This window comes from Arthrobacter sp. Soil_C_49, from assembly GCF_057656635.1.
The window spans coordinates 111,955-132,428 of sequence record NZ_JBDGJZ010000005.1 but is presented as its reverse complement, the minus strand read 5'-3'; the positions used below and the strand labels follow the sequence as shown (position 1 = coordinate 132,428).

19 protein-coding genes and 1 tRNA gene are annotated in these 20,474 nt (G+C 65.8%); 12 read left to right on the top strand and 8 right to left on the bottom strand.

The window, feature by feature from the left end; all coding sequences use genetic code 11:
- The first annotated feature begins 25 nt into the window (after window positions 1-25).
- The 5 genes from AC3A4Z_RS10530 to AC3A4Z_RS10510 all read left to right on the top strand — a co-directional run bounded on the left by AC3A4Z_RS10530 (window position 26) and on the right by AC3A4Z_RS10510 (window position 4,864).
- A complete protein-coding gene (locus tag AC3A4Z_RS10530; protein ID WP_050054746.1) occupies window positions 26-382 on the top strand; it encodes a YraN family protein in 357 nt (118 codons plus the stop codon).
- Window positions 383-1,927, top strand: a complete 1,545-nt coding sequence (locus AC3A4Z_RS10525) for a YifB family Mg chelatase-like AAA ATPase (RefSeq protein ID WP_498711517.1) — start codon at window positions 383-385, stop codon at window positions 1,925-1,927.
- The gene (gene dprA, locus AC3A4Z_RS10520) at window positions 1,924-3,123 is read left to right on the top strand and encodes a DNA-processing protein DprA (protein WP_498711516.1); all 1,200 of its coding nucleotides are present in this window, start codon (window positions 1,924-1,926) and stop codon (window positions 3,121-3,123) included. The genes AC3A4Z_RS10525 and dprA overlap by 4 nt, the downstream gene beginning before the upstream one ends.
- Window positions 3,124-3,177: 54 nt before the next feature.
- Window positions 3,178-4,104: a tyrosine recombinase XerC gene (locus tag AC3A4Z_RS10515; protein WP_498711514.1), complete on the top strand. Its 927-nt coding sequence runs from the start codon at window positions 3,178-3,180 to the stop codon at window positions 4,102-4,104.
- 256 nt (window positions 4,105-4,360) lie between these two features.
- Window positions 4,361-4,864: a DUF3145 domain-containing protein gene (locus tag AC3A4Z_RS10510; protein WP_041652118.1), complete on the top strand. Its 504-nt coding sequence runs from the start codon at window positions 4,361-4,363 to the stop codon at window positions 4,862-4,864.
- Between the two features lie 138 nt (window positions 4,865-5,002).
- Here AC3A4Z_RS10510 and AC3A4Z_RS10505 read toward each other — a convergent pair whose 3' ends face one another.
- From AC3A4Z_RS10505 to aceE, 6 genes are all read right to left on the bottom strand, one after another.
- On the bottom strand, window positions 5,003-6,238 hold the full coding sequence (locus AC3A4Z_RS10505) for a beta-ketoacyl-[acyl-carrier-protein] synthase family protein (RefSeq protein ID WP_498711513.1): 1,236 nt from the start codon (window positions 6,236-6,238) through the stop codon (window positions 5,003-5,005).
- A gap of 161 nt (window positions 6,239-6,399) precedes the next feature.
- On the bottom strand, window positions 6,400-6,645 hold the full coding sequence (locus AC3A4Z_RS10500; RefSeq protein ID WP_009359314.1) for an acyl carrier protein: 246 nt from the start codon (window positions 6,643-6,645) through the stop codon (window positions 6,400-6,402).
- A gap of 81 nt (window positions 6,646-6,726) precedes the next feature.
- Entirely contained in the window at window positions 6,727-7,788 is a 1,062-nt protein-coding gene (locus tag AC3A4Z_RS10495) for a beta-ketoacyl-ACP synthase III (protein WP_498711512.1), read from the bottom strand.
- Window positions 7,785-8,714, bottom strand: a complete 930-nt coding sequence (locus tag AC3A4Z_RS10490; protein ID WP_498711511.1) for an ACP S-malonyltransferase — start codon at window positions 8,712-8,714, stop codon at window positions 7,785-7,787. Before AC3A4Z_RS10490 ends, AC3A4Z_RS10495 begins: the two co-directional genes overlap by 4 nt.
- An 88-nt stretch (window positions 8,715-8,802) precedes the next feature.
- Window positions 8,803-10,047, bottom strand: a complete 1,245-nt coding sequence (locus AC3A4Z_RS10485; protein WP_493970204.1) for a helix-turn-helix domain-containing protein — start codon at window positions 10,045-10,047, stop codon at window positions 8,803-8,805.
- 212 nt (window positions 10,048-10,259) lie between these two features.
- Window positions 10,260-13,001, bottom strand: a complete 2,742-nt coding sequence (aceE, locus tag AC3A4Z_RS10480; RefSeq protein WP_498711510.1) for a pyruvate dehydrogenase (acetyl-transferring), homodimeric type — start codon at window positions 12,999-13,001, stop codon at window positions 10,260-10,262.
- Window positions 13,002-13,426: 425 nt separating this feature from the next.
- On the opposite strand from aceE, the gene AC3A4Z_RS10475 reads away from it, so the two are divergent.
- The 7 genes from AC3A4Z_RS10475 to AC3A4Z_RS10445 all read left to right on the top strand — a co-directional run bounded on the left by AC3A4Z_RS10475 (window position 13,427) and on the right by AC3A4Z_RS10445 (window position 18,418).
- Window positions 13,427-13,846 (top strand): DUF3052 family protein, encoded by a 420-nt coding sequence (locus AC3A4Z_RS10475; protein ID WP_493969278.1) that lies wholly within the window; start codon window positions 13,427-13,429, stop codon window positions 13,844-13,846.
- Entirely contained in the window at window positions 13,843-14,337 is a 495-nt protein-coding gene (locus AC3A4Z_RS10470; protein ID WP_493968794.1) for a redoxin domain-containing protein, read from the top strand. The genes AC3A4Z_RS10475 and AC3A4Z_RS10470 overlap by 4 nt, the downstream gene beginning before the upstream one ends.
- 6 nt (window positions 14,338-14,343) lie before the next feature.
- Complete coding sequence (locus AC3A4Z_RS10465; RefSeq protein ID WP_498711509.1) at window positions 14,344-15,264, top strand: Sir2 family NAD-dependent protein deacetylase; 921 nt, start codon at window positions 14,344-14,346, stop codon at window positions 15,262-15,264.
- Between the two features lie 109 nt (window positions 15,265-15,373).
- Window positions 15,374-15,446, top strand: a tRNA-Val gene (locus AC3A4Z_RS10460).
- A 102-nt stretch (window positions 15,447-15,548) separates the two neighbouring features.
- Window positions 15,549-15,839, top strand: a complete 291-nt coding sequence (locus AC3A4Z_RS10455; RefSeq protein ID WP_498711508.1) for a hypothetical protein — start codon at window positions 15,549-15,551, stop codon at window positions 15,837-15,839.
- A gap of 285 nt (window positions 15,840-16,124) precedes the next feature.
- Window positions 16,125-16,922: an IclR family transcriptional regulator domain-containing protein gene (locus AC3A4Z_RS10450; RefSeq protein WP_493968797.1), complete on the top strand. Its 798-nt coding sequence runs from the start codon at window positions 16,125-16,127 to the stop codon at window positions 16,920-16,922.
- 149 nt (window positions 16,923-17,071) lie between these two features.
- The gene (locus tag AC3A4Z_RS10445; protein ID WP_498711507.1) at window positions 17,072-18,418 is read left to right on the top strand and encodes an MFS transporter; all 1,347 of its coding nucleotides are present in this window, start codon (window positions 17,072-17,074) and stop codon (window positions 18,416-18,418) included.
- A gap of 70 nt (window positions 18,419-18,488) precedes the next feature.
- Here AC3A4Z_RS10445 and AC3A4Z_RS10440 read toward each other — a convergent pair whose 3' ends face one another.
- Entirely contained in the window at window positions 18,489-19,541 is a 1,053-nt protein-coding gene (locus AC3A4Z_RS10440; RefSeq protein WP_498711506.1) for a D-2-hydroxyacid dehydrogenase, read from the bottom strand.
- A gap of 125 nt (window positions 19,542-19,666) precedes the next feature.
- Window positions 19,667-20,392: a FadR/GntR family transcriptional regulator gene (locus tag AC3A4Z_RS10435; RefSeq protein ID WP_050054759.1), complete on the bottom strand. Its 726-nt coding sequence runs from the start codon at window positions 20,390-20,392 to the stop codon at window positions 19,667-19,669.
- Window positions 20,393-20,474 lie beyond the last annotated feature (82 nt).

Here is a 20,474-nt window from a genome sequence, read left to right as displayed (position 1 = left end):
CCGCAGGCTGGTTGCGGAGGTAGAAATGAAATCAAAAGACCTGTTGGGCCGCCGCGGCGAGGACCTTGCCGCCGGCTATCTGGAATCCCTCGGCATGCTGGTGGTGGAGCGCAACTGGCGCTGCACCGAAGGCGAAATCGACATCGTGGCCCTGGACGGCGATGCCCTGGTCATCGCCGAAGTAAAGACCCGCCGATCCCTCGATTACGGCCACCCTTTCGAAGCGGTGGGCCCTGAGAAGCTCGCCCGCCTGCACAGGCTAGGCTCCGCGTGGTGCCGGGACCGGGAGCTGCGCATGCCGCTGCGCCGCGTGGACGTCATCGCCGTCCTGGACGATGGCGGCGGCGAACCTTTGGTGGAGCACCTCAAGGGGGTGGGGTGAATGTCCCTGGGCAGAACCTACTCCATCGCCCTGGTGGGGCTGAACGGCTACATCGTGGAGGTCGAGGCCGACATCGGGCAAACCCTTCCTGCTTTTATCCTTCTTGGGCTGCCGGATGCCTCGTTGAACGAAGCCAAGGAGCGGATCCGCTCGGCGGCGAAGAATTCCGGCATTCCCCTGAGCCGCCGGAAGATCACCGCCAACCTCATTCCCGCCTCCCTGCCGAAACGGGGTTCCGGGTTTGACCTGGCCGTCACCATGGCAGTGCTGCGGGCCGCGAACGACATCAAGCCGACGGGGAGAACAGTCTTTATCGCGGAGCTGGGGCTTGACGGCAGGCTGCGCCCGGTCCGCGGCATCCTGCCCGCCGTGATGGCGTCGGTACAGGCGGGCTATCCGGACATCGTGGTGGCCCAAGCCAACCTGGCTGAGGCTGCCCTGGTTCCCGGGGCCAATGTCAGTGGCTATCGCACGCTCGCCCGGCTGGCCCTCGACTTTGGCGCGGACCCGCAGGAGCTTGCCCTGGATTTCGAACCGGATGATCCGGAGCTTCCAGCCGACGAACAGGAGGAGTACGGAAGCTGCCCGGACATGGCTGATGTTTCGGGGCAGGGCGATGCCAGGCGGGCCCTCGAAGTGGCAGCAGCCGGCGCACACCACCTTCTCCTGATGGGGCCGCCGGGTGCAGGCAAAACCATGCTGGCCGAACGCCTTCCCGGACTGTTGCCGGACCTTGCCGACCACGAGGCCATGGAGGTCACCGCCATCCATTCGCTCTGCGGCCTGCCGTCCTCCTCGGCCCAGCTGCTGCGCCGGCCGCCGTTCGAAAGCCCGCACCACTCGGCTACCGCCGCCGCGATCATCGGTGGCGGGTCAGGCCTGCCCAGGCCCGGGGCCGCCTCCCGTGCCCATCGGGGCGTGCTCTTCCTGGACGAAGCCCCCGAGTATGAACGCCGGGTCCTGGACGCGTTGCGCCAGCCTTTGGAGAGCGGTGAGCTGGTGATTCACCGCTCCGCCGGCACCGCTGCCTATCCTGCCCGCTTTCAGCTGGTCCTCGCCGCCAACCCTTGTCCGTGCGGCAAGGCGTCCGGGAAGGGACTGGACTGTACCTGTACGCCGGTGATGCGGCGGCGGTATCTGGCCAGGATGTCCGGGCCGCTCCTGGACCGGGTGGATATCCAGCTCCAGGTGGACAGGGTTTCCCTTGCGGAGTTCGGCCAGGGAGGCGCCGAGGAAGACACGGCGTCTGTTGCCGCCCGGGTCCGCGACGCGCGCGTGCGGCAGCTGGAACGGCTGCAGCCCTTCGGCCTGGAGACAAATGCCCAGGTACCCGGCCGCGTGCTGCGCGGGGAACTCCGGCTTCCAGCGGTTTCCACCCGCATCCTCGACCATTCGCTGGAGCGTGGCGTCCTCACCGCCCGCGGCTACGACCGGGTTCTGCGGCTGGCCTGGACCATGGCGGATCTTGGATATCGGGAACGGCCGGACGTCAACGATATCGGGCAGGCCCTCGGGTTGCGCCAGGCCGCGGCGGTGGCAGCATGAACGCGGCCGGGATGGATCCGGAGAGGCTGGCCCGCGCTGCTCTTGCCCGGCTGATGGAACCCCAGGATTCCGCAGGCCTGGCACTGGTGCGGATCTGCGGCGCACCGGATGCGCTGCGGATTGCCACGGGACAGGTTGCTGCCGGAGCCGGACTGGAGCACGAAATCACCGCACTCCTCACGGACAGCGGATCCGCAACCAGTTGGTCCGGGATGGCCGCCGCCCTGAAGCGCTGGCAGCCCCGGATCCCGGACCTGGCCCCGGAGCGGGACCTCGCCACGATGGCCCGCCTCGGCGGCCGCTTGATCATCCCCTCGGACGAGTTGTGGCCTCCCCAGCTGGCCGACCTGGGGATCCAGGAACCCATCGCCCTGTGGTGGCGGGGACAGGAGCAACTCCTTCCCGGAGCGGATAAGTGCATAGCGCTCGTCGGGTCGCGGGACAGCACCAGCTACGGTGCATCGGTAACAGGCGACATGGCTTACTCTTTGGCGCAACGGGGCTTCACCATCGTGTCCGGCGGTGCCTATGGCATTGACGCACACGCCCACCGCGCCGCGCTTGCCGGCGCTTCGACAGCGGTGCCCACCATCGCCGTGATGGCCGGCGGTGTTGACCGCTTCTACCCGTCAGGCAACGAGGACCTCCTCCGCGCCGTCTGCAACCAGGGTGCCGTAATTGCGGAAGTCCCCCCGGGCTCGGCGCCCACCCGCTACCGTTTCCTGCAACGGAACAGGCTCATCGCTGCCCTGTCCGCGGTGACGGTGGTGGTCGAAGCGCGGTGGCGGTCAGGAGCCCTGAACACCGCCCACCACGCCGAGACGCTGGGACGAGCCGTGGGCGCAGTCCCGGGCTCGGTGAACAGCGCCAACTCGGCCGGCTGCCACCGGCTCCTTCGCGACGGCGGCGCCGTGTGTGTCACCGACGCCGCCGAAATCGCCGAGCTTGCATCGCCCAGCGGATCCGGCCTTCCGGAACAACGCCACAGCGGAACCCAAGTCCAGGACGGGCTCACCCTGGAAGACCTGATTCTCCTGGATGCGCTGCCACTGCGGTCCACAACGTCTGTGGAGAAGCTCTGTTCCGTGGCCGGGCTTGGGCCGGAATCAGTGCGGGCGGGGCTCGGCCGGCTGGGGCTGCTCGGGCTGGCCGTGTCCGAGCGGGGAGGCTGGAAACGTGGGAAGGCATCCGGCTGACCGGGGATCGTGTCCGGGCGCCCGGTCTGCGGCAACACCTGAGACAGTAGGAGGATGGAGAACCAGGAATTGCCGCGGGAGCTGAGCCAGGCGCTGAGCGACTTCGTGAAGTACCTGACGGGGGAGCGGGCCCTGTCGCAGCACACGTTGCGCGCCTATGAGGGCGACCTGCGCAGCCTGCTCTCCCATGCCGCATCCGAGGGTGCAGCCCGGCCGGCGGACCTTGAACTGGGCACTCTTCGGCGGTGGTTGGGAGTGCAGAGCCAGGCAGGAGTTGCACGCTCCACCCTGGCACGCCGGGCCGCCACTGCACGTGCTTTTACGGCATGGGCCCTGAGGGAAGAACATATCCCGGCGGACCCTGCCCTCCGGCTTAAGGCACCCAAGCGGGAGCACTCCCTGCCCGGCGTTCTGCATTCCCAGCAACTGGCCCGGCTGCTGGCCAAGCTGGAGGAAGCTGCCGGGGAGGGGCAACCCCTGCCCCTGCGCGACAGGGCGATCGTCGAACTCCTCTACGCAACGGGGGTCCGCGTCGGGGAGCTCACGGGCCTCGACGTCGACGACCTGGACACTGACCGGCGCACGCTGCGTGTCATCGGCAAAGGCAACAAGGAACGCACCGTCCCCTATGGCGTCCCCGCAGCGCTGGCATTGGATGACTGGCTCCGGCGGGGCCGGCCGAAGCTCGTCCGCCATAGCAGCGGCTCCGCTCTCTTCCTGGGTGCGCGCGGCGGCCGAATGGACCAGCGGCAGGTCCGGTCGCTGGTCAATGCGCTGTTCGAGGCGCTGGGTGACACGTCGGCTTCGGGCCCGCACGCCCTCCGGCACTCGGCAGCCACACACCTGCTGGACGGCGGCGCGGACCTGCGGGCCGTGCAGGAGATCCTGGGCCACAGCAGCCTTGCCACCACCCAGATCTACACCCACGTCTCGGTAGACAGGCTGCGCAAAAGCTACCAGCAGGCACATCCCAGGGCGTGACCCTGGACTGCGTGGATCAGGCGGGGAATCGCACTGGCGTAATTAGGCAGCGTACGGCACAATAAGAGTCACGTCCGGCAACTTTCAAGTCTCGCTTGAAGCTCCATTGCTTCCAGCGGACCCGCAAGTGGCGGACACTGCTTAATCTGAACAGTTGAATATCGAGGCAGGGAACACGGGCCGCAGTGCAGGGCACGGCTGTTCCATCCAGGCAGAGGTCGTTGGGGAAGACGTACCTAGAGCTATGGAGGATGGAATGTCTGTTGCAATGACCCGCGGTGTGCTGTTTGTTCACTCAGCCCCTACTGCTTTGTGCCCTCACGTTGAGTGGGCCATCGGCTCCGTCGTGGACAAGCGGACGGATCTTGAGTGGACCCCCCAGCCTGCTGCGCCCGGAATGTTCCGGGCTGAGCTGTCCTGGACCGGTGCTCCCGGGACGGGATCGAAGCTTGCCTCGTCCCTCCGGGGCTGGGCACACCTCCGCTATGAGGTCACCGAGGAACCGAGCCAGGGCGTGGATGGCGGCCGGTGGTCGCACACCCCCGAGCTCGGCATTTTCCATGCGGTCACCGACGTCCATGGCAACATCATGGTTTCTGAAGACCGGATCCGCTACGCCTACGAATCCGGCGCGGGCGATCCTGCCGCTGTCTACCACGAATTGTCGCTGGCCCTCGGCGAGGCCTGGGATGAGGAACTCGAACCCTTCCGGCACGCCGCCGAAGGCGCGCCCGTCCGCTGGCTCCACCAGGTGGGCTGACCGCCGCGGCTGTACCGCGCGGCCCGGCGCCGCCGTCGTCAACCCTGCAAAACACCCAGCAATTTCCATAGCAAAACAGGAGGCCCCGCCAGCTGGCGGGGCCTCCTGTTGGTGCCGGGGAGTGGACCCCGGACTGATCTAGATGCTGCGGACGGCGACCACGGCGTTGTGGCCGCCGAAGCCGAAGGAGTTGCTCAGCGCCACGATGCTGCCGGCAGGCAGGTCCCTGGCGGACGTCACCACGTCGAGCGGGATCTCCGGGTCCTGGTTCTCAAGGTTGATCGTCACCGGAGCCTTCCGCTCGTAGACGGCCAGCACGGTGAGGACCGCCTCAACTGCACCTGACGCACCCAGGAGGTGGCCCATCTGGGACTTGGTGGCAGATACAGCCACGTTGTCCACGTGGTTGCCCAGGGCAGCACGCAGTGCCGTGTATTCGGGCTTGTCTCCCACGGGAGTGGAGGTGGCATGCGCGTTCACGTGTACCACGTCCTCGGCCTGGATCCGGCCGTCGAACATCGCTGCCTTCAGTGCGCGGGTGGCACCAAGGCCTGCGGGGTCGGGGGCGGTGATGTGGTACGCATCGGCAGTAACGGATGTGCCGGCGAGTTCACCGTAGATCCGGGCTCCACGGGCCAGGGCGTGTTCCTCAGCCTCCAGGACCAGGGCGCCGGCGCCCTCGCCCATCACAAACCCGTCGCGGGCGGTGTCGTACGGGCGTGAGGCGCCCTGGGGGTCGTCGTTGCGGCGGGACAGTGCCTGCATGGAGGCGAATGCGGCCAGCGGCATCGGGTGGATGGCGGCTTCGGCGCCGCCGCACATCACCACGTCTGCCTTGCCGGAGCGGATCAGGTCCAGGCCCAGGTGCAGCGCCTCGGTGCCTGAGGCGCAGGCGGAAACGGGGGTGTGGGCACCGGCGCGGGCGCCAAGGTCCAGGCTGACCGCCGCAGCAACGCCGTTGGGCATCAGCATCGGAACGGTCATGGGGAGAACACGGCGGGGGCCCTTTTCCTTCAGGGTGTCCCAGGCGTCCAGCAGGGTCCAAACCCCGCCGATACCGGTGGCGAAAGCCACAGCCAGCCGGTCTTTATCGAATTCGGTGATGCCCGAGTCGGCCCAGGCCTCGCGCGCTGCGATAACGCCGAACTGGGTGGAGGGGTCCATCCGCTTTGCCTCAACACGGCTCAGCACGTCCAGGGCCGGGGTGCTGCAGCGGGCTGCGAAGTGGACGGGCAGTTCGTACTTGGCTACCCAGTCGTCCTCCAGGGTGCGGGCACCGGAGACCCCCTTGAGCGCGTTGTTCCACATCGTGGGTACATCGCCGCCGATGGGTGTGGTGGCACCCAGACCGGTAATGACTACTTTGCGTGTCATGGGATCACTCTTTCGTCGGTGGGAATCCGTCTGCCGGAGGGTCCCGCGTTTTGATGGTCGGCACTCTTGCACACGCAAGGTGCCGGGAAATGCGGCGGGCTGCCGGTCCGGTCATCCGGACCGGCAGCCCCGCCAAGCCGTAGTACGGCGAAAGCCTGGAATTAGGCCTGTGCTCCGGCGATGAAGCTGACGGCGTCGCCGACGGTCTTGAGGTTCTTGACCTCTTCGTCCGGGATGCGCACGCCGAACTTCTCTTCAGCGTTGACCACGATGGTCATCATGGAGATGGAGTCGATGTCCAGGTCCTCGGTAAAGGACTTGTCCAGCTCCACAGCCTCGGGGGCCAGGCCGGTTTCCTCGTTCACGATTTCAGCCAGGCCGGCCAGGATCTCTTCGTTGCTAGCCATATGATGGCTCCTTTTCTTGTATTGCCGGCAAGTACTGCCGGAAATGGTTCAGGACGCGGTTGCGGCCTGTTGGGGGCGCTTCTAGGGAAGGACAACTACCTGGGCGCCGAAGACCAGCCCGGCGCCGAAACCGATCTGCAGGGCCAGCCCGCCGCTCAGTTCAGGCTTCTCCGCCAGCAGGCGGTGCGTAGCCAGCGGAATGGACGCCGCAGAGGTGTTCCCTGCATCGGCAATGTCCCGTGCCACTGTAACGGTCTCCGGCAGCTTCAGCTTCTTCACCATCTCGTCGATGATGCGCATGTTGGCCTGGTGGGGGATAAAAGCCACCAAGTCCTCAGCGGCCACACCGGCCGCCTCAAGGGCCTGCTGGGCCACCTTCGCCATCTCCCAGACAGCCCACCGGAAGACCGTCTGGCCGTCCTGGCGCAGCGTCGGGTAGAGCTCCTGGGCCTCTTCAAGCAGGGCGAGGTCGCCGGTGGAGTCGGACTGCCGGGCAGCCATGCCGAGGTCGCGGACGTCCAGCATGGACCGGGTCATGCCGATGGCGTCCCACTTGCTCCCGTCCGAGCCCCATACTGAGGGCGCGATGCCGGGAGTCTCGGAGGGGCCAATAACGACGGCGCCTGCACCGTCCCCGAGCAGGAACGAGATGGTGCGTTCCCGGTTATCAATAACGTCCGAAAGCTTTTCGGCGCCGACCACGAGCACGTACTTGGCGGTTCCGGAGCGCACCAGCGCGTCACCCTGGGCGATGCCGTAGCAGTAGCCGGCGCAGGCGGCCGAGATGTCGAAGGCGGGGGCAGGGGTGGCGCCCAAGCGGTCCGCCAGGCTGGCAGCAGCCGACGGCGTCGCGTACGGGTGCGTGACCGTGGAGACGATGACCGCGCCCAGGTCCGAGCCCGTGATCCCGGCTTTTTCCATCGCTTCGCGGGCAGCGCCCTCGGCCATGTCGATGACGCTGACGTCAGCGGAGGCGCGGTGCCGGGTGATGATCCCGGTGCGCTGGCGGATCCATTCGTCCGAGGAGTCGATCCACTGGCAGACGTCTTCGTTGGTGACGATCACGTCAGGGCGGTAGGCGCCGAGCCCCAGGATCCGGGTGTGCTCCTGAAGAGGAGCCTGCTTCAGCGTAGGAACGCTCACGCGTTGCCCTCCAGTTCTGCGAAAAGCGCCAGGGCGGCGGAAAGGTCATCAGGTGTCTTGACCGCAACGGTCTTGACGCCCGGCATGCCGCGCTTGGCCAGGCCGGCAAGGGTGCCGGCGGGAGCCAGCTCGATGACGCCGGTGACGCCGCGCTGGACAAGGGCTTCCATGCAGAGGTCCCAGCGGACGGGGCGGGACACCTGGGCAATCAGGCTTTCGACGGCGGCGCCTCCGTCGGTGACCTCTCCGCCGTCGTAATTGGACAGGAGGGGTACCTTCGGTGCCTGCGGCTTCAGCTGCGGCTCCAGGGCTTTGAGGGTGCTGACCGCCGGTGACATGTGGCTGGTGTGGAAAGCGCCGGCCACCTTCAGCGGAATGACGCGCGCCTTGGCCGGCGGGTTGTCCGCCAGGGCCTTGAGCTGCTCGAAGGTTCCGGCGGCTACGGTCTGGCCTGCGCCGTTGACGTTTGCGGGGGTGGCGCCTGCTGCTTTGATGGCGGCCAGGACCTCTTCCGGGTCCCCGCCCACCACGGCGCTCATGCCGGTGGGAGTGACGGACGCGGCGGCCGCCATGCTGTTGGCACGCTCGCGGACGAAGGTCATGGCTTCCTGCTCGGTGAGGACTCCGGCAAGAGCCGATGCCGTGATTTCACCAACGGAGTGTCCGGCCAGGATGACCGGCAGGGAGTTCAGTTCGACGTCGAAGAGGGACGCGGCGGCGACGAGGCCGGCGGCAACAATCAGGGGCTGCGCCACGGCAGTGTCCTTGATGGTTTCCTCGTCCGAGGTGGTCCCGTGCGCGATCAGGTCAATGCCTGCGATGTCGCTCAGGGCGGCCAGCTGGCCTGCCACCGGGGGCAGTTCCAGCCAGGGGGCCAGAAAACCCGGGGTTTGCGAGCCCTGTCCAGGGCAGACTATTGCAAGCACGTAACCAGCTTTCCAAATTACTGTGTGATTGAGCGGTGTTTGTCCGCACCAAGCTCAGAGGGTCAGGTTGTAGGAAGTCTACAACGCCTCAGGGCTGGTTCCGGGACGGGTGGCGCTCCGCGGCAGCTTTGGGCGGGGCGGAAAGACGGCCCACCACGAGGGCCGCCTGCAGGACAAACGCCTCGCGCGGCAGGAGCGGATCCCAGCCAGTGACGTCACAAACCCGCTTCAGCCGGTACCTGACGGTGTTGGCGTGCACGAAGAGTTCCCGGGCCGTTGCCTCCAGGGAATGGCCCAGTTCCAGGTAGGTTCCGAGGGTTTCCACCAGCCCGTTGGATGCTGCCAAAAGCGGCCGGTAAATGTTTTTGACCAGCGAGCGGCGGGCAGCGTCGTCACCGGAAATGACCCGCTCGGGAAGGAGGTCATCGGCGGCAACGGGCCGCGGGGCGGCAGGCCAGGCACGGGCAGCCGTGAGGCCGGCAAACGCGGACTGGGCTGAACCGCTGGCCTCCAGCAGGGAACTGGCCTCCGGGCCGTACACGACGGGTCCTGGGGCGAACATATCGCTGAGCTTCACGTAGGCGGTTTCCCGGTCCTGCACCCCGCCGAGGATCAGGATCAGCCGGTCGCCCTGGATGCCCACCAGCGCATCCTCCGCGTACCGGCCTGCCATCCGGCGCAGTTCGCTGACGTAACTGGCGCTTGGTTCTGAGGGGGAATTGCCCACCATCACGGTGAAGCGTTCCTGTGCTTTCCAGCCCAGCGCGGCGATCCTGGAGCGCAGGGCGTCAGTGTTTTCGCCGCGCAAAATGGCGTCCACGATCAGGGCTTCCAGCCGGGTGTCCCAGGAACCGCGGGATTCCGCCGCCCGCGCATAGACGTCAGCGGCGGCGAAGGCCACCTCGCGGGAGTAGCGGAGTACTGCCTCGCGCAGGGACGGCTGGTCAGCTTCGGGGGCGATCACGGGGACTTGGTCTTCGACGACTTCCACCACGATCCGGATCAGCTGCAGTGCTTTCTGCAGGCTGATGGAGCGGGTCAATTCCGTGGGCGCGGTGCCAAAGACGTCGGTGAGGATCCACGAGGGTGAACTCGGGCGCTCATACCAGGTCACAAATGCCGCAATCCCGTTCTGCGCGACCATGCCGAGGGCGGAGCGTTCATCCGAGCTGAGCCGGCTGTACCAGGGCAGGGATTTTTCCAGCTCCCGCATGGTGGTGGTGGACAGCTGGCCAACGTTGGCGCGCAGTTTCTTCAGGGTTTCGGACTTCTCCGGAGTGACCCCGGGCAGGGACGGTTTGCGCTTCGCGGACGGTGTAGCTGGTGCTGGCATTCTTTGAGCATACGGCCCCTGCCCTGCAAGCTCCATTTGTGCGAAGGCTACAATCCGGATAGTTGTGCGTCACAGCAGGTTCCCTGCAGGACAGACGACGGCGGCCCCCGCCATTTGGTGGGAGCCGCCGTCGTTCTTTGCTTGCCTGAAGGTTTTCGGACAGGTACCGCGACTATGTGTCCCCGTACCTGTCCAAAAACCGGGCAGTAAGGCTAGGCCTCGCCGCCGGCGTTGCCGGTGGTACCGGCGTTCACATTGTGCAGCCGGTACTTGTCGATCGCCTTGGCCGGAGCCTGGGGATCAACTTCACCGCGGCGCGCCAGCATCTCCAGCGACCGCACCACGATGGAGTGGATGTCGATCTTGAAGAAGCGGCGGGCTGCGGCGCGGGTGTCGGAGAAGCCGAACCCGTCGGCGCCGAGGGTGGCGAATTCGTTGGGCACGAACTGGCGGATCTGGTCCGGGACGGCCTTCATGTAGTCCGACACCGCGACGACGGGGCCGGTGGCGCCTTCGAGCTGTTTGGTGACGAACGGGACGCGGGCGGGCTGGCCGGGATTGAGGAAGGCTTCCTCTTCGGCGGCGAGGCCGTCGCGGCGCAGTTCGTTCCAGGAGGTCACGGACCACACGTCCGCGGAAACGCCCCAGTCATCGGCCAGGAGCTGCTGTGCCTCCAGGGCCCACGGCACCGACACACCCGAGGCGAGGATCTGGGTCCGGGGACCGTCGATCTTTGCCGGGGCGAGCAGATAGATGCCCTTGATGACGCCTTCGACGTCCAGCTCTTCGGGTTCGGCGGGCTGGGTGATCGGCTCGTTGTACACGGTGAGGTAGTACATGAGGTTGCGGTCTTCCGAGTCCGGCCCGTACATCCGTTCGAGGCCGTCGCGGATGATGTGGCCCATTTCGTAGCCGTAGGCGGGGTCGTAGGTGACCACTGCCGGGTTGGTGGAGGCCAGGAGCGGGGAGTGGCCGTCGGCGTGCTGGAGGCCTTCGCCGGTGAGGGTGGTCCGTCCTGCGGTGGCGCCGATGATGAAGCCGCGGGCCATTTGGTCTGCTGCTGCCCAGAAGGCGTCGCCGGTGCGCTGGAAGCCGAACATGGAGTAGAACACGTAGACCGGGACCAGGGGTACGCCGTGGGTGGCGTAGGCGGTGCCGGCGGCGGTGAACGCTGCCACGGCGCCGGCTTCGTTGATGCCGGGGTGGATCAGCTGGCCCTGGGCGGATTCCTTGTAGGCCAGGACCAGGTCCCGGTCCACGGACAGGTAGTTCTGCCCCTTCGGGTTGTAGATCTTCGCCGTCGGGAAGAACGCATCCATACCGAAGGTGCGTGCCTCATCCGGGATGATCGGGGCGATGTGCTTGCCGAACTCCTTGTCCCGCATCAGGTCCTTGAGCAACCGCACGAACGCCATGGTGGTGGCGGCCTGCTGCTTGCCGGAGCCGCGCTTGGCCACCTCATAGGACTTGGCGTCCGGCAGGGTGATCTGGGCGTGCTTGCTGCGGCGCTCGGGTACTGCTCCGCCCAGCGCGGCACGGCGTTCCAGCATGTACTGGATTTCCGGAGCGTCCGTACCGGGGTGGTAGTACGGCGGCTGGTACGGGTCTTTTTCAAGCTGCTCATCCGTGACCGGGATCCGCAGGTGGTCGCGGAACTTCTTGAGGTCGTCGAGGGTGAGTTTTTTCATCTGGTGGGTCGCGTTGCGGCCCTCGAAGTGGGGTCCGAGTCCGTAGCCCTTGACGGTCTTTGCCAGGATGACGGTGGGTTTGCCCTTGAACTCGGTGGCGGCCTTGTAGGCGGCGTAGACCTTGCGGTAGTCGTGGCCGCCGCGTTTGAGGTTCCAGATCTGGTCATCGGTGAGGTCCGCGACGAGGTCTTTGGTGCGGGGGTCCTTGCCGAAGAAGTGTTCGCGGACGAACCCGCCGGATTCGGCCTTGTAGGTCTGGTAGTCCCCGTCGGGGGTTTCGTTCATGATCTTTACCAGTGACCCGTCGGTGTCGCGGGCCAGCAGGTCATCCCATTCCCGGCCCCAGACGACCTTGATGACGTTCCAGCCCGCGCCGCGGAAGAACGCTTCGAGTTCCTGCATGATCTTGCCGTTGCCGCGTACCGGCCCGTCCAGGCGCTGGAGGTTGCAGTTGATCACGAAGTTCAGGTTGTCCAGGTTCTCGTTCGCGGCGAGCTGGAGCAGGCCGCGGGATTCGGGCTCGTCCATTTCGCCGTCGCCCAGGAACGCCCAGACCTGCTGGTCACTGGTGTCTTTCAGGCCCCGGTTGTGCAGGTACCGGTTGGACTGGGCCTGGTAGATCGCGTTCATCGGCCCGATGCCCATGGACACGGTGGGGAATTCCCAGAACTGCGGCATCAGCCGCGGGTGCGGGTAGGAGGACAGGGCGTGGCCGGCGCGGGATTTTTCCTGCCGGAACCCGTCCAGGTCCTCCTCGGAGAGCCGGCCTTCCATAAACGCCCTCGCGTACATGCCGGGGGAGGCGTGGCCCTGGAAGAAGACCTGGTCCCCGCCGCCGGGGTGGTCCTTGCCGCGGAAGAAGTGGTTGAAGCCCACCTCGTACAGGGTCGCAGCACCGGCGTAGGTGGAGATGTGCCCGCCTACCCCGATGTTGGGCCGCTGGGACCGGTGGACCATCACCGCGGCGTTCCACCGCATGTACGCCCGGTACCGGCGCTCGTATTCCTCGTTGCCCGGGAACTGCGCTTCCTGGTCCGCCGGGATGGTGTTCACGTAATCGGTGGTGGTCACCATCGGCACGCCCACGCTCTGCGCACCCGCGCGCTGCAGCAGGCTCCGCATGATGTATTGGGCACGCTCGGTGCCCTGTTCCCTGATCAACGAATCCAGGGACTCAACCCACTCGGCGGTCTCTTCCGGATCACGATCAGGCAGCTGGTTAGTCAACCCGCTGAGGATATGGGAGGTATCTTCTCCTGCAGCCACGTCCAACCTCTCTTTGCGCGCATTGAGGCGCACTCAGGCCGGGCAGGGTGACCGCCCGGCGTATATACGCCGTGTGCGACGTATCGGTTACAACAGCCCGGTCATGTGTGCCGGGCAGGGTCCTAGCATTCCTACGTCTGCAATGGAGTTACAGGGTTGTTGCCCCGCAGGCATAGTTGTCACCTGCCACTCTAACTCTCACCTCAGCGCGATGCGTAGCCGCGGCGTGGGCGGCTCTGTTGTATTTCGCCGTCATACTGGTTGTGTGACGAAAAGCCGCTGCGACGCGTGCTGCCCGTCCCGGTGTGACGCAGAATATGCCGAGCTCAGGGGGCTGCAGCTTGAAGCGCAGGCACAAAGGGTGTTGGCTTGGGAGTAATGGAAATCACTATGCGCACAGCATGCATGAGGCATTGGAGGAACACGTGAGCGAGGCCGACGCCGCCACTTCGGTAAATGTGGCGGAAAAATTGGGTTTCAAGAACGGGGATCTGATTCAGGAGTTCGGTTACGACGATGACGTCGATTTCGACTTGCGTGACGATATTGAGGACCTCACCGGTTCCGAGTTGCTGGATGAGGACGATCACGACGTGGCGGATGCCGTCATCTTCTGGTGGCGCGACGGTGACGGGGACCTGGTGGACAGCCTGATGGATTCGCTGACCACCCTGGGTGAAAACGGCGTGGTCTGGGTCCTCACCCCGAAGTCCGGGCGGGACGGGTATGTCTCACCGGCAGACATCCAGGAAGCTGCCCCGACAGCCGGCCTGCACGTCACAACCTCGGCAGGCGTTTCGAAGGACTGGAGCGCCGTCCGCCTGGTCAGCAGGAAAAACAAGTGACGGCAGCGCTTGGCGCTGCCCCAGTAGCTGTGCCCGCCCTGGGCGGGCAAGCCCCAGACTTCGAGCTCGCCAACCAATACGGTGAGCCCGTCCGGCTGTCATCCTTCCGCGGCGGGAACGTGGTCCTGGTTTTCTACCCGTTTGCGTTTTCGGGCATCTGCACCGGCGAGCTCTGTGAGATACGGGACAACCTGGCGCTGTTCGAAGCTGCTGACGCCACGGTTTTGGCCGTCTCCGTTGACAGCAAGTTCAGCCTGCGTGCTTATGCCGCCCAGGAAGGCTACACCTTCGACCTGCTGGCCGATTTCTGGCCGCACGGTGGGGTGGCACGCGCCTACGGGGTCTTTGACCCGGACAGCGGGATGGCCCAACGGGGCACCTTCATCATCGACGCGGCCGGAGTGATCCGGTATTCGGTAGTGAACCCGCGCGGCCAGGCCCGGGACTTCCAGGAATACCGTGCCGCACTGGCAGGCCTGGGGCGGGACTGAGCTTTCATGGCGCAGCAGCGGGCGGGGGTAGGGCTGACAGGCTTTGCCAGTATGCCCCCGGTGGCTGCAGCCAGTCCCTCTGACGGGGAACTGGAGATCCTGCTCCGGATCCGGGACGTCCTGGCCGGCAGGCGGTTTGCGCTGCTCACCGGGGCGGGACTGAGCACGGACTCGGGGATCCCGGACTACCGCGGGCCGGGATCGCCGCCCCGTAGACCCATGACCTACCAGGAGTTCGTCAAGGACCCGGCCAACCGCCAGCGCTACTGGGCCCGGAACCACATCGGCTGGTCCCATCTGCGCCATGCCGATCCGAACCAGGGCCATTATGCTGCTGCCGAACTGGAGCGGCGCGGCTACCTCACCGGGCTGATCACCCAGAACGTTGACCGGCTGCATGAGGTCGCGGGCAGCGTGAACGTGGTGGACCTGCATGGCAGGTATGACCAGGTGGTGTGCCTGGCGTGCCGCCGCACCTACTCCAGGCGCCTCCTGGCAGGAGTGCTGGAGGAGCTTAACCCGGATTTCCTGTCCCGCGCCGAGGAGGCGGGCCTGGTGGAGATGGCCCCGGACGCGGATGCCACTGTCGAGGACCAGGAGCTGATCAGCAGCTTTGTTGTTGCGGTCTGCCCTGCCTGCGGCGGAACCCTCAAACCCGACTTTGTCTACTTTGGCGAGAACGTACCCAAGGACCGGGTTGAACGGTCATACCGGATGGTCGACGACGCGGACGCCCTGGTAGCCGCAGGTTCGTCGCTGACGGTGATGAGCGGGCTGCGTTTCGTCCGGCACGCCGCCAAGGATGGAAAGCCCGTGATTATCATCAACCGTGGGGACACCCGGGGTGACGACAAGGCCACCATCAAACTGGAGGCGGGTGTCAGCGAATCCCTGGCCTGGCTTGCCGCCGGGCTTCCGCCGCTCTAAGGCGGGACCGGGACGCTCGGATGCAGCGCCGATTCGCGTTTGGAGGCATGGGTCGGGTAGAGTCTATGTTCGTTGGTTGCGGCGCTGAAGCGCCGGATTCAACAGCTTCGGGTCTTTAGCTCAGCTGGTAGAGCGCCACGTTTACACCGTGGATGTCATCGGTTCGATCCCGGTAGGACCCACTTGGAAACCCTGTTGTTTCCGCCCCACGGCGGAAACAACAGGGTTTTTTCGTTCCCGCGGACCCGTCGGGAAATGTCGGTGCCCGGACATAGCTTTCAGGTATGGAACATGTGATGGTGCGGACGGAAAGCAACGGCATGCCAACGGCAGTCATCAGCAACGGGAGGGTATGGGCCGTGGGTGCCGAGCCAGTGCGGTGGTTCGAGCGCGTTAACTGGTGGGAAGTCAACCGGAGGATGCCCAAAGGCCTAAGCCGCGTGGACGTGGAGGTCTTCCAGGTCCAGGTAAGGCTCGGAGGCAACAGCGGCTCTGCCCTGACAACCATGCTGCTGGAGCGGGATGGCCTTGGCGGCGGATGGCGGCTGCGGGAGTCCGTCGCGGACGCCGCCTGATAGCGGTTCCGGCCCGTTGGCCTGCGGCCGCAAGTCCCTGCGGGAGGCTTCTGCCGGGCCACGGGCATTGGAAAACCCTCCACCGCGACTATTGGGGGATGCCGCGGTGGAGGGCCTGAGATGAATATACCGTGAACTGCCGGAAACACGAAGCTGTCCGGAAAGTGTGTCGAAGCATCCCAGGGGAGGCGGTGGAAGGCCGCGGCCCCTGGGGATCTGAGCCATTATGATGGTTAGTGTTCAGCAGAATGAACAGCCCCCGCAGGCGCCTATATAAGGAGAATCATGGCCGATTCCCGCAACTCCCGATCCTCTGACGGCCTGGGAAGCGCCTCACCGGCGCCCGCCGTCACCCGTGCAGCCGCCGTGCTGGACGCCCTCGCCGCATCGGCGGGCGGGAGGCTGACCCTCAGTGATCTCGCCCGCGAACTGGGAATCCCCAAGTCCTCCACGTCCAACCTCCTGCTGGCGCTCGAGGAGGCCCGCCTCATCAGCCGGCAGGGCGCCGAGTTCACCCTGGGCCGCAAGCTCGTGGAACTCGGCGCGGCCTACCTGAGCCGGCTGGATGAGGTGCAGGAGTTCTACCGGTACTGCGAACAGGCTCCCACCCTGTCCAGGGAAACCGTCCGGATTGCCATGCTGGATGGAACGAACGTCATTTACCTTGCCCGCTACGAGGGCCACCCGGCCGTCAGGCTGACGTCCAACATCGGCGACAAGATGCCGGTCTCGCTGTGCGCGGTGGGCAAGGCCTTGATCGCCCGGCTGCGTGACCACGACCTCGACACCATGTTCCCCGACGACGCCGAGCTGCCTGTTATGACGCCAAAGTCCCTCCGGACCGGAGCGGAGCTCAAGTCCCAGCTGCGGATCATCCGCGAGCAGGGCTACGCCTTCGAGGACGAGGAATCCACCACGGGCGTGGTGTGCCTTGGAGTGTCCGTGCCCACCAGGGGTGCCCACGGTCCCAGCCTGGGCCTTTCCGTAACAGCGTTGAAGGCAACCTACACCGAAGAGCAGGGGTCCCAGATGGTCAAGGAACTCCGGGAGCTGGCCCGGTCCCTCGGTAATCCCATGGGCTGAAGGCCGGGAGTCGGCACAAAAGAATCTGCCCGGTGCATTTGCTCGCTGTTCAACTTACTGTACTCTGTTCAATATAGTGATCGGCACAACACGTGCCGTCGCTGACCCACCAGGCCAACGGGGGCCTGGAGTGTGATGAGGGAGTTCTTGTGACAACTCGTACTAAAGCACCGCAGGCCGCGGACGGCGCCGTCGTCGAACCGGACCAGCTGCGAAGGGCAACTCTTGCCAGTTCCGTCGGCTCCGCACTGGAGTACTACGACTTTTACATTTACGGCCTGGCTTCCGCGCTGATCTTCGGGCCGCTGTTTTTCGCCCCGCTGGGCGAGAGCGGGGCCGTCATAGCCTCCTTTGCCACCTATGGCGTGGGCTTCGCCGCCCGGCCGTTCGGCGGTGTGGTCTTCGGTTACATCGGCGACAGGTTTGGACGGAAGATGGTCCTGATCCTCACGATGGGCCTCATGGGCATGGCGAGCTTCGCCATCGGACTGCTGCCCACGTTCGAGCAGGCGGGCATGCTGGGCGCGGTCCTCCTGGTAACCCTGCGCATCATCCAGGGCCTCGGGGCTGGCGCCGAGCAGGCCGGAGCCACCACGCTGATCTCCGAAGTCGCCCCGCGCCGGCGTCGCGGGTTCTTCGCTTCCCTGCCGTTCGTCGGCATCCAGCTGGGCACGCTCCTGGGGGCCGGCACCTTTGCCCTGATGGCGCTGGCGGACAAGTCCGTCCTGCAGGGCTGGCTGTGGCGGGTGCCCTTCCTGGCGAGCTTCATCCTGATTGTGATCGCCGTCTTTATCCGCCTCCGCCTGAAGGAGACCCCGGTCTTCCAGGAGCTGGAGAAGCACAAGGCCGTGGTGAAGAACCCGGTGGGCCAGATCTGGAAGCACTCAAAGAAGAACGTCCTGGTGGGCATTGGCCTGCGGATGGGCGAGAACGGTAACTCCTCCATCTACTCCGCCCTCCTGGTGTCGTTCATCAGCATGCCTGCCGGCGTCTTCGCTGGCGACAAGTTCATCGGCCCCACGGGCCTGCTGATCGCTGCCGCTTTTGCCGCGGTCATGGTGGTCACGTTCGGTGCCCTCTCCGACCGTTTTGGCCGCGTCCCCGTTTATAGGTACGGCGCCCTGTTCCAGGCGGTTATCGCGCTTCCGGCGTTCTACCTGGTGACCTTGGGCAACGTCACCCTCGTCTGGGTGGTGATGGTGGTGGGCATTGCCCTGGGCGTGCAGTCAATGCTCGGCCCCCAGTGCGCCCTGCTGCCGGAACTGTTCGGCTCCCAGCACCGGTTCACCGGCGTTGCGCTGAGCCGGGAACTCTCCGCCGTGCTGGCCGGAGGTTTTGCCCCCATGATCGGTGTGGCCCTCCTGGCCGCCACCAACCACTCATGGCTGGTTCCCGCCATCTACTCCCTGGTGCTGGCCTCGATCTCCTTTGTGGCCACATTCTTCACTCCCGAAACCGTGGGCCGGGACCTGGTGCTGGTGGAGGACGCCAGCTAGGCCAGGCTTTCCACACAAAGAGGGCGGCTTCCCCGGTGGGTAAGCCGCCCTTTCGTGCGTCCGGCCAGGTTTAGTAGAAGTGCACCGTGTCCACGAGGTGGGGGAGTTCGCCGCCCTCGAGGAAGATACGGAGGTTGCCGCAGAACCGTTCGGCGATCAGGCGGTTTTCCGCTGCGCTGAGGGCGGATGTGTGCGGCGAGACCAGCACATTGGGGTGGCTCCAGAGCGGGCTGTCCTGGGGGAGCGGCTCCACTGCGAAGACGTCCAGGCAGGCGTAGGAGACCTGGCCGCTGTCCAGTGCTTCGAGCAGGGCTTCCTCATCCACCACGGTTCCCCTGCCCACGTTGACGAACACGGTGCCCGGCTTCATGGCGGCAAAAACCCCGCGGTCAAAGAGTTTTTCCGTGTAGGGCGTCCCCGGCAGTGTGTTGACCACGGCATCTGCCGTGGCCAGGAGGGCCGGGAGACTGTCATTGGTGGCAACCTCGTCGATCCCTTCCAGCCGTTCCACCGTTCGTTTGGTGCCGCTGACTTTCATGCCGAGGGCGCGCGCAAGGCGGGCTGTTTCCATACCGATCTCGCCGAGGCCGGCGACTACCAGCGTGGAACCACTCACCAGCCGGGTGGGGGTGCGCAGCTCAGGCCAGAGTTTGGCTCCCTGGTCGCGAACCAGCTCCGCAGTGCGCTTGAAGCCGTTGAGGATTCCCATTGTGGCGAATTCGGCCAGCGGAAGGGCGTGGACTCCGGCGGAGGTGGTCACTTTAAACTTCTGGAGCATTTCCTGATCGAGTCCGGAGGCCTTGACTGCCCCGCCGGCTCCCGCCGCCATGGCGTGCACCCACTGGAGGTGCGGGTTTTCGCGTGCAACGCGGGCAAGGCCCGCGGGGCTTTCGTTGGGCATGCCGTAAAGGACCTGTGCCTGGTTGACCATGGCCCAGTAGCGTTCCTCCTGCTCCGGCGACCGCTGGAATGCAGGATCACCGGCGTGGTCGGCAGGGTACCGCTCCGGCGGCAGCAGTTCGGGCTCGTACAGAACGGTGACGGAAGGGTCGACGGCGCGGATGCGGTCCACCAGCTCAGCTTCGAGCGGGACGGCAATGGCCACAGTAAGGGGAGAGGTCATCTGTTCATCATACTGAATAGAGGCAAGGATAGTGAACAACTCTTGCCCCGGGAGGCCGACGCATGCGGAACGAACGGAAGGCTTCGCCGGCCTGGGGCTGATGGACCCGTGCCACTCCCGCTTGGTCAGCGCCGCACGGGGATAAAGACCCGCGGCTGCTCCGTCCACGTATCCGACATCTGGGACATGGTCCTGCGCATGATCCGGTCGGAGGCGTCGCGTGCCGCCGCGCTGTCCCCACGGGAAATGGCCTCTGCCACATCAACGTGCCACTGCAGGGCAGCCTCGTGCGGGTGGTCCGGCATGAGCCCATGAACCGTGCGTCCCGTCAATGTCTCGGCCACCTGGCCCATCAGGTTGGCGAACATCTCATTGCCGGAGCCGGAGAGCAGCAGGGAATGGAACTGGATGTCCAGCTCCAGGAAGCGTGGCACCTCACCGTTGTGCCCGGCGTCGCGCATTGCATAGGCAACGTCCACCAGCTCGAGGCGCAGCGGTGCCGGCGCGTTCTGGGCGGCGAGCTCCGCGGCCGCGGGTTCGACGGCGGCGCGCAGCTCAGCCAGTGAACGCAGCTGGGCCCCGCGGGCGTCACTGGCCAGGCGCCACCGGATGACCTGCGGGTCAAAAGGATTCCAGCGGCTGGGCGGCAGCACCCTGATGCCTACCCGCTTGGTGGTTTCCACCAGGCCCAAGGACTGCAGGACACGCACCGCCTCGCGGATGACGGACCGCGAAACCTTCAGTTCAACCTCCAGCTGCTCGGCCAGCATCACGTGTCCCGCGGGCAGGTTGCCCGAGACAATACGGGTGCCAAGATTCTCGATGGCACGGTGGTGCAGGCTGGTGGTCATGGAATCAAGCCTAGTGGGACTGCCCGCCCGGACTGCCTTTTCTGGTGGACGGGCGAAGACACAAAGGGTTCCAATAGGTGGG

What these genes read in the sequence shown, in the direction of transcription:
- AC3A4Z_RS10530 (WP_050054746.1), top strand. Translation starts at nt 26, where the DNA reads ATGAAATCAAAAGACCTGTTGGGCCGCCGCGGCGAGGACCTTGCCGCC.
- AC3A4Z_RS10525 (WP_498711517.1), top strand. Translation starts at nt 383, where the DNA reads ATGTCCCTGGGCAGAACCTACTCCATCGCCCTGGTGGGGCTGAACGGC.
- dprA (WP_498711516.1), top strand. Translation starts at nt 1,924, where the DNA reads ATGAACGCGGCCGGGATGGATCCGGAGAGGCTGGCCCGCGCTGCTCTT.
- AC3A4Z_RS10515 (WP_498711514.1), top strand. Translation starts at nt 3,178, where the DNA reads ATGGAGAACCAGGAATTGCCGCGGGAGCTGAGCCAGGCGCTGAGCGAC.
- AC3A4Z_RS10510 (WP_041652118.1), top strand. Translation starts at nt 4,361, where the DNA reads ATGTCTGTTGCAATGACCCGCGGTGTGCTGTTTGTTCACTCAGCCCCT.
- AC3A4Z_RS10505 (WP_498711513.1), bottom strand. Translation starts at nt 6,238, where the DNA reads ATGACACGCAAAGTAGTCATTACCGGTCTGGGTGCCACCACACCCATC.
- AC3A4Z_RS10500 (WP_009359314.1), bottom strand. Translation starts at nt 6,645, where the DNA reads ATGGCTAGCAACGAAGAGATCCTGGCCGGCCTGGCTGAAATCGTGAAC.
- AC3A4Z_RS10485 (WP_493970204.1), bottom strand. Translation starts at nt 10,047, where the DNA reads ATGCCAGCACCAGCTACACCGTCCGCGAAGCGCAAACCGTCCCTGCCC.
- AC3A4Z_RS10465 (WP_498711509.1), top strand. Translation starts at nt 14,344, where the DNA reads ATGGCGCAGCAGCGGGCGGGGGTAGGGCTGACAGGCTTTGCCAGTATG.
- AC3A4Z_RS10455 (WP_498711508.1), top strand. Translation starts at nt 15,549, where the DNA reads ATGGAACATGTGATGGTGCGGACGGAAAGCAACGGCATGCCAACGGCA.
- AC3A4Z_RS10450 (WP_493968797.1), top strand. Translation starts at nt 16,125, where the DNA reads ATGGCCGATTCCCGCAACTCCCGATCCTCTGACGGCCTGGGAAGCGCC.
- AC3A4Z_RS10440 (WP_498711506.1), bottom strand. Translation starts at nt 19,541, where the DNA reads ATGACCTCTCCCCTTACTGTGGCCATTGCCGTCCCGCTCGAAGCTGAG.
- AC3A4Z_RS10435 (WP_050054759.1), bottom strand. Translation starts at nt 20,392, where the DNA reads ATGACCACCAGCCTGCACCACCGTGCCATCGAGAATCTTGGCACCCGT.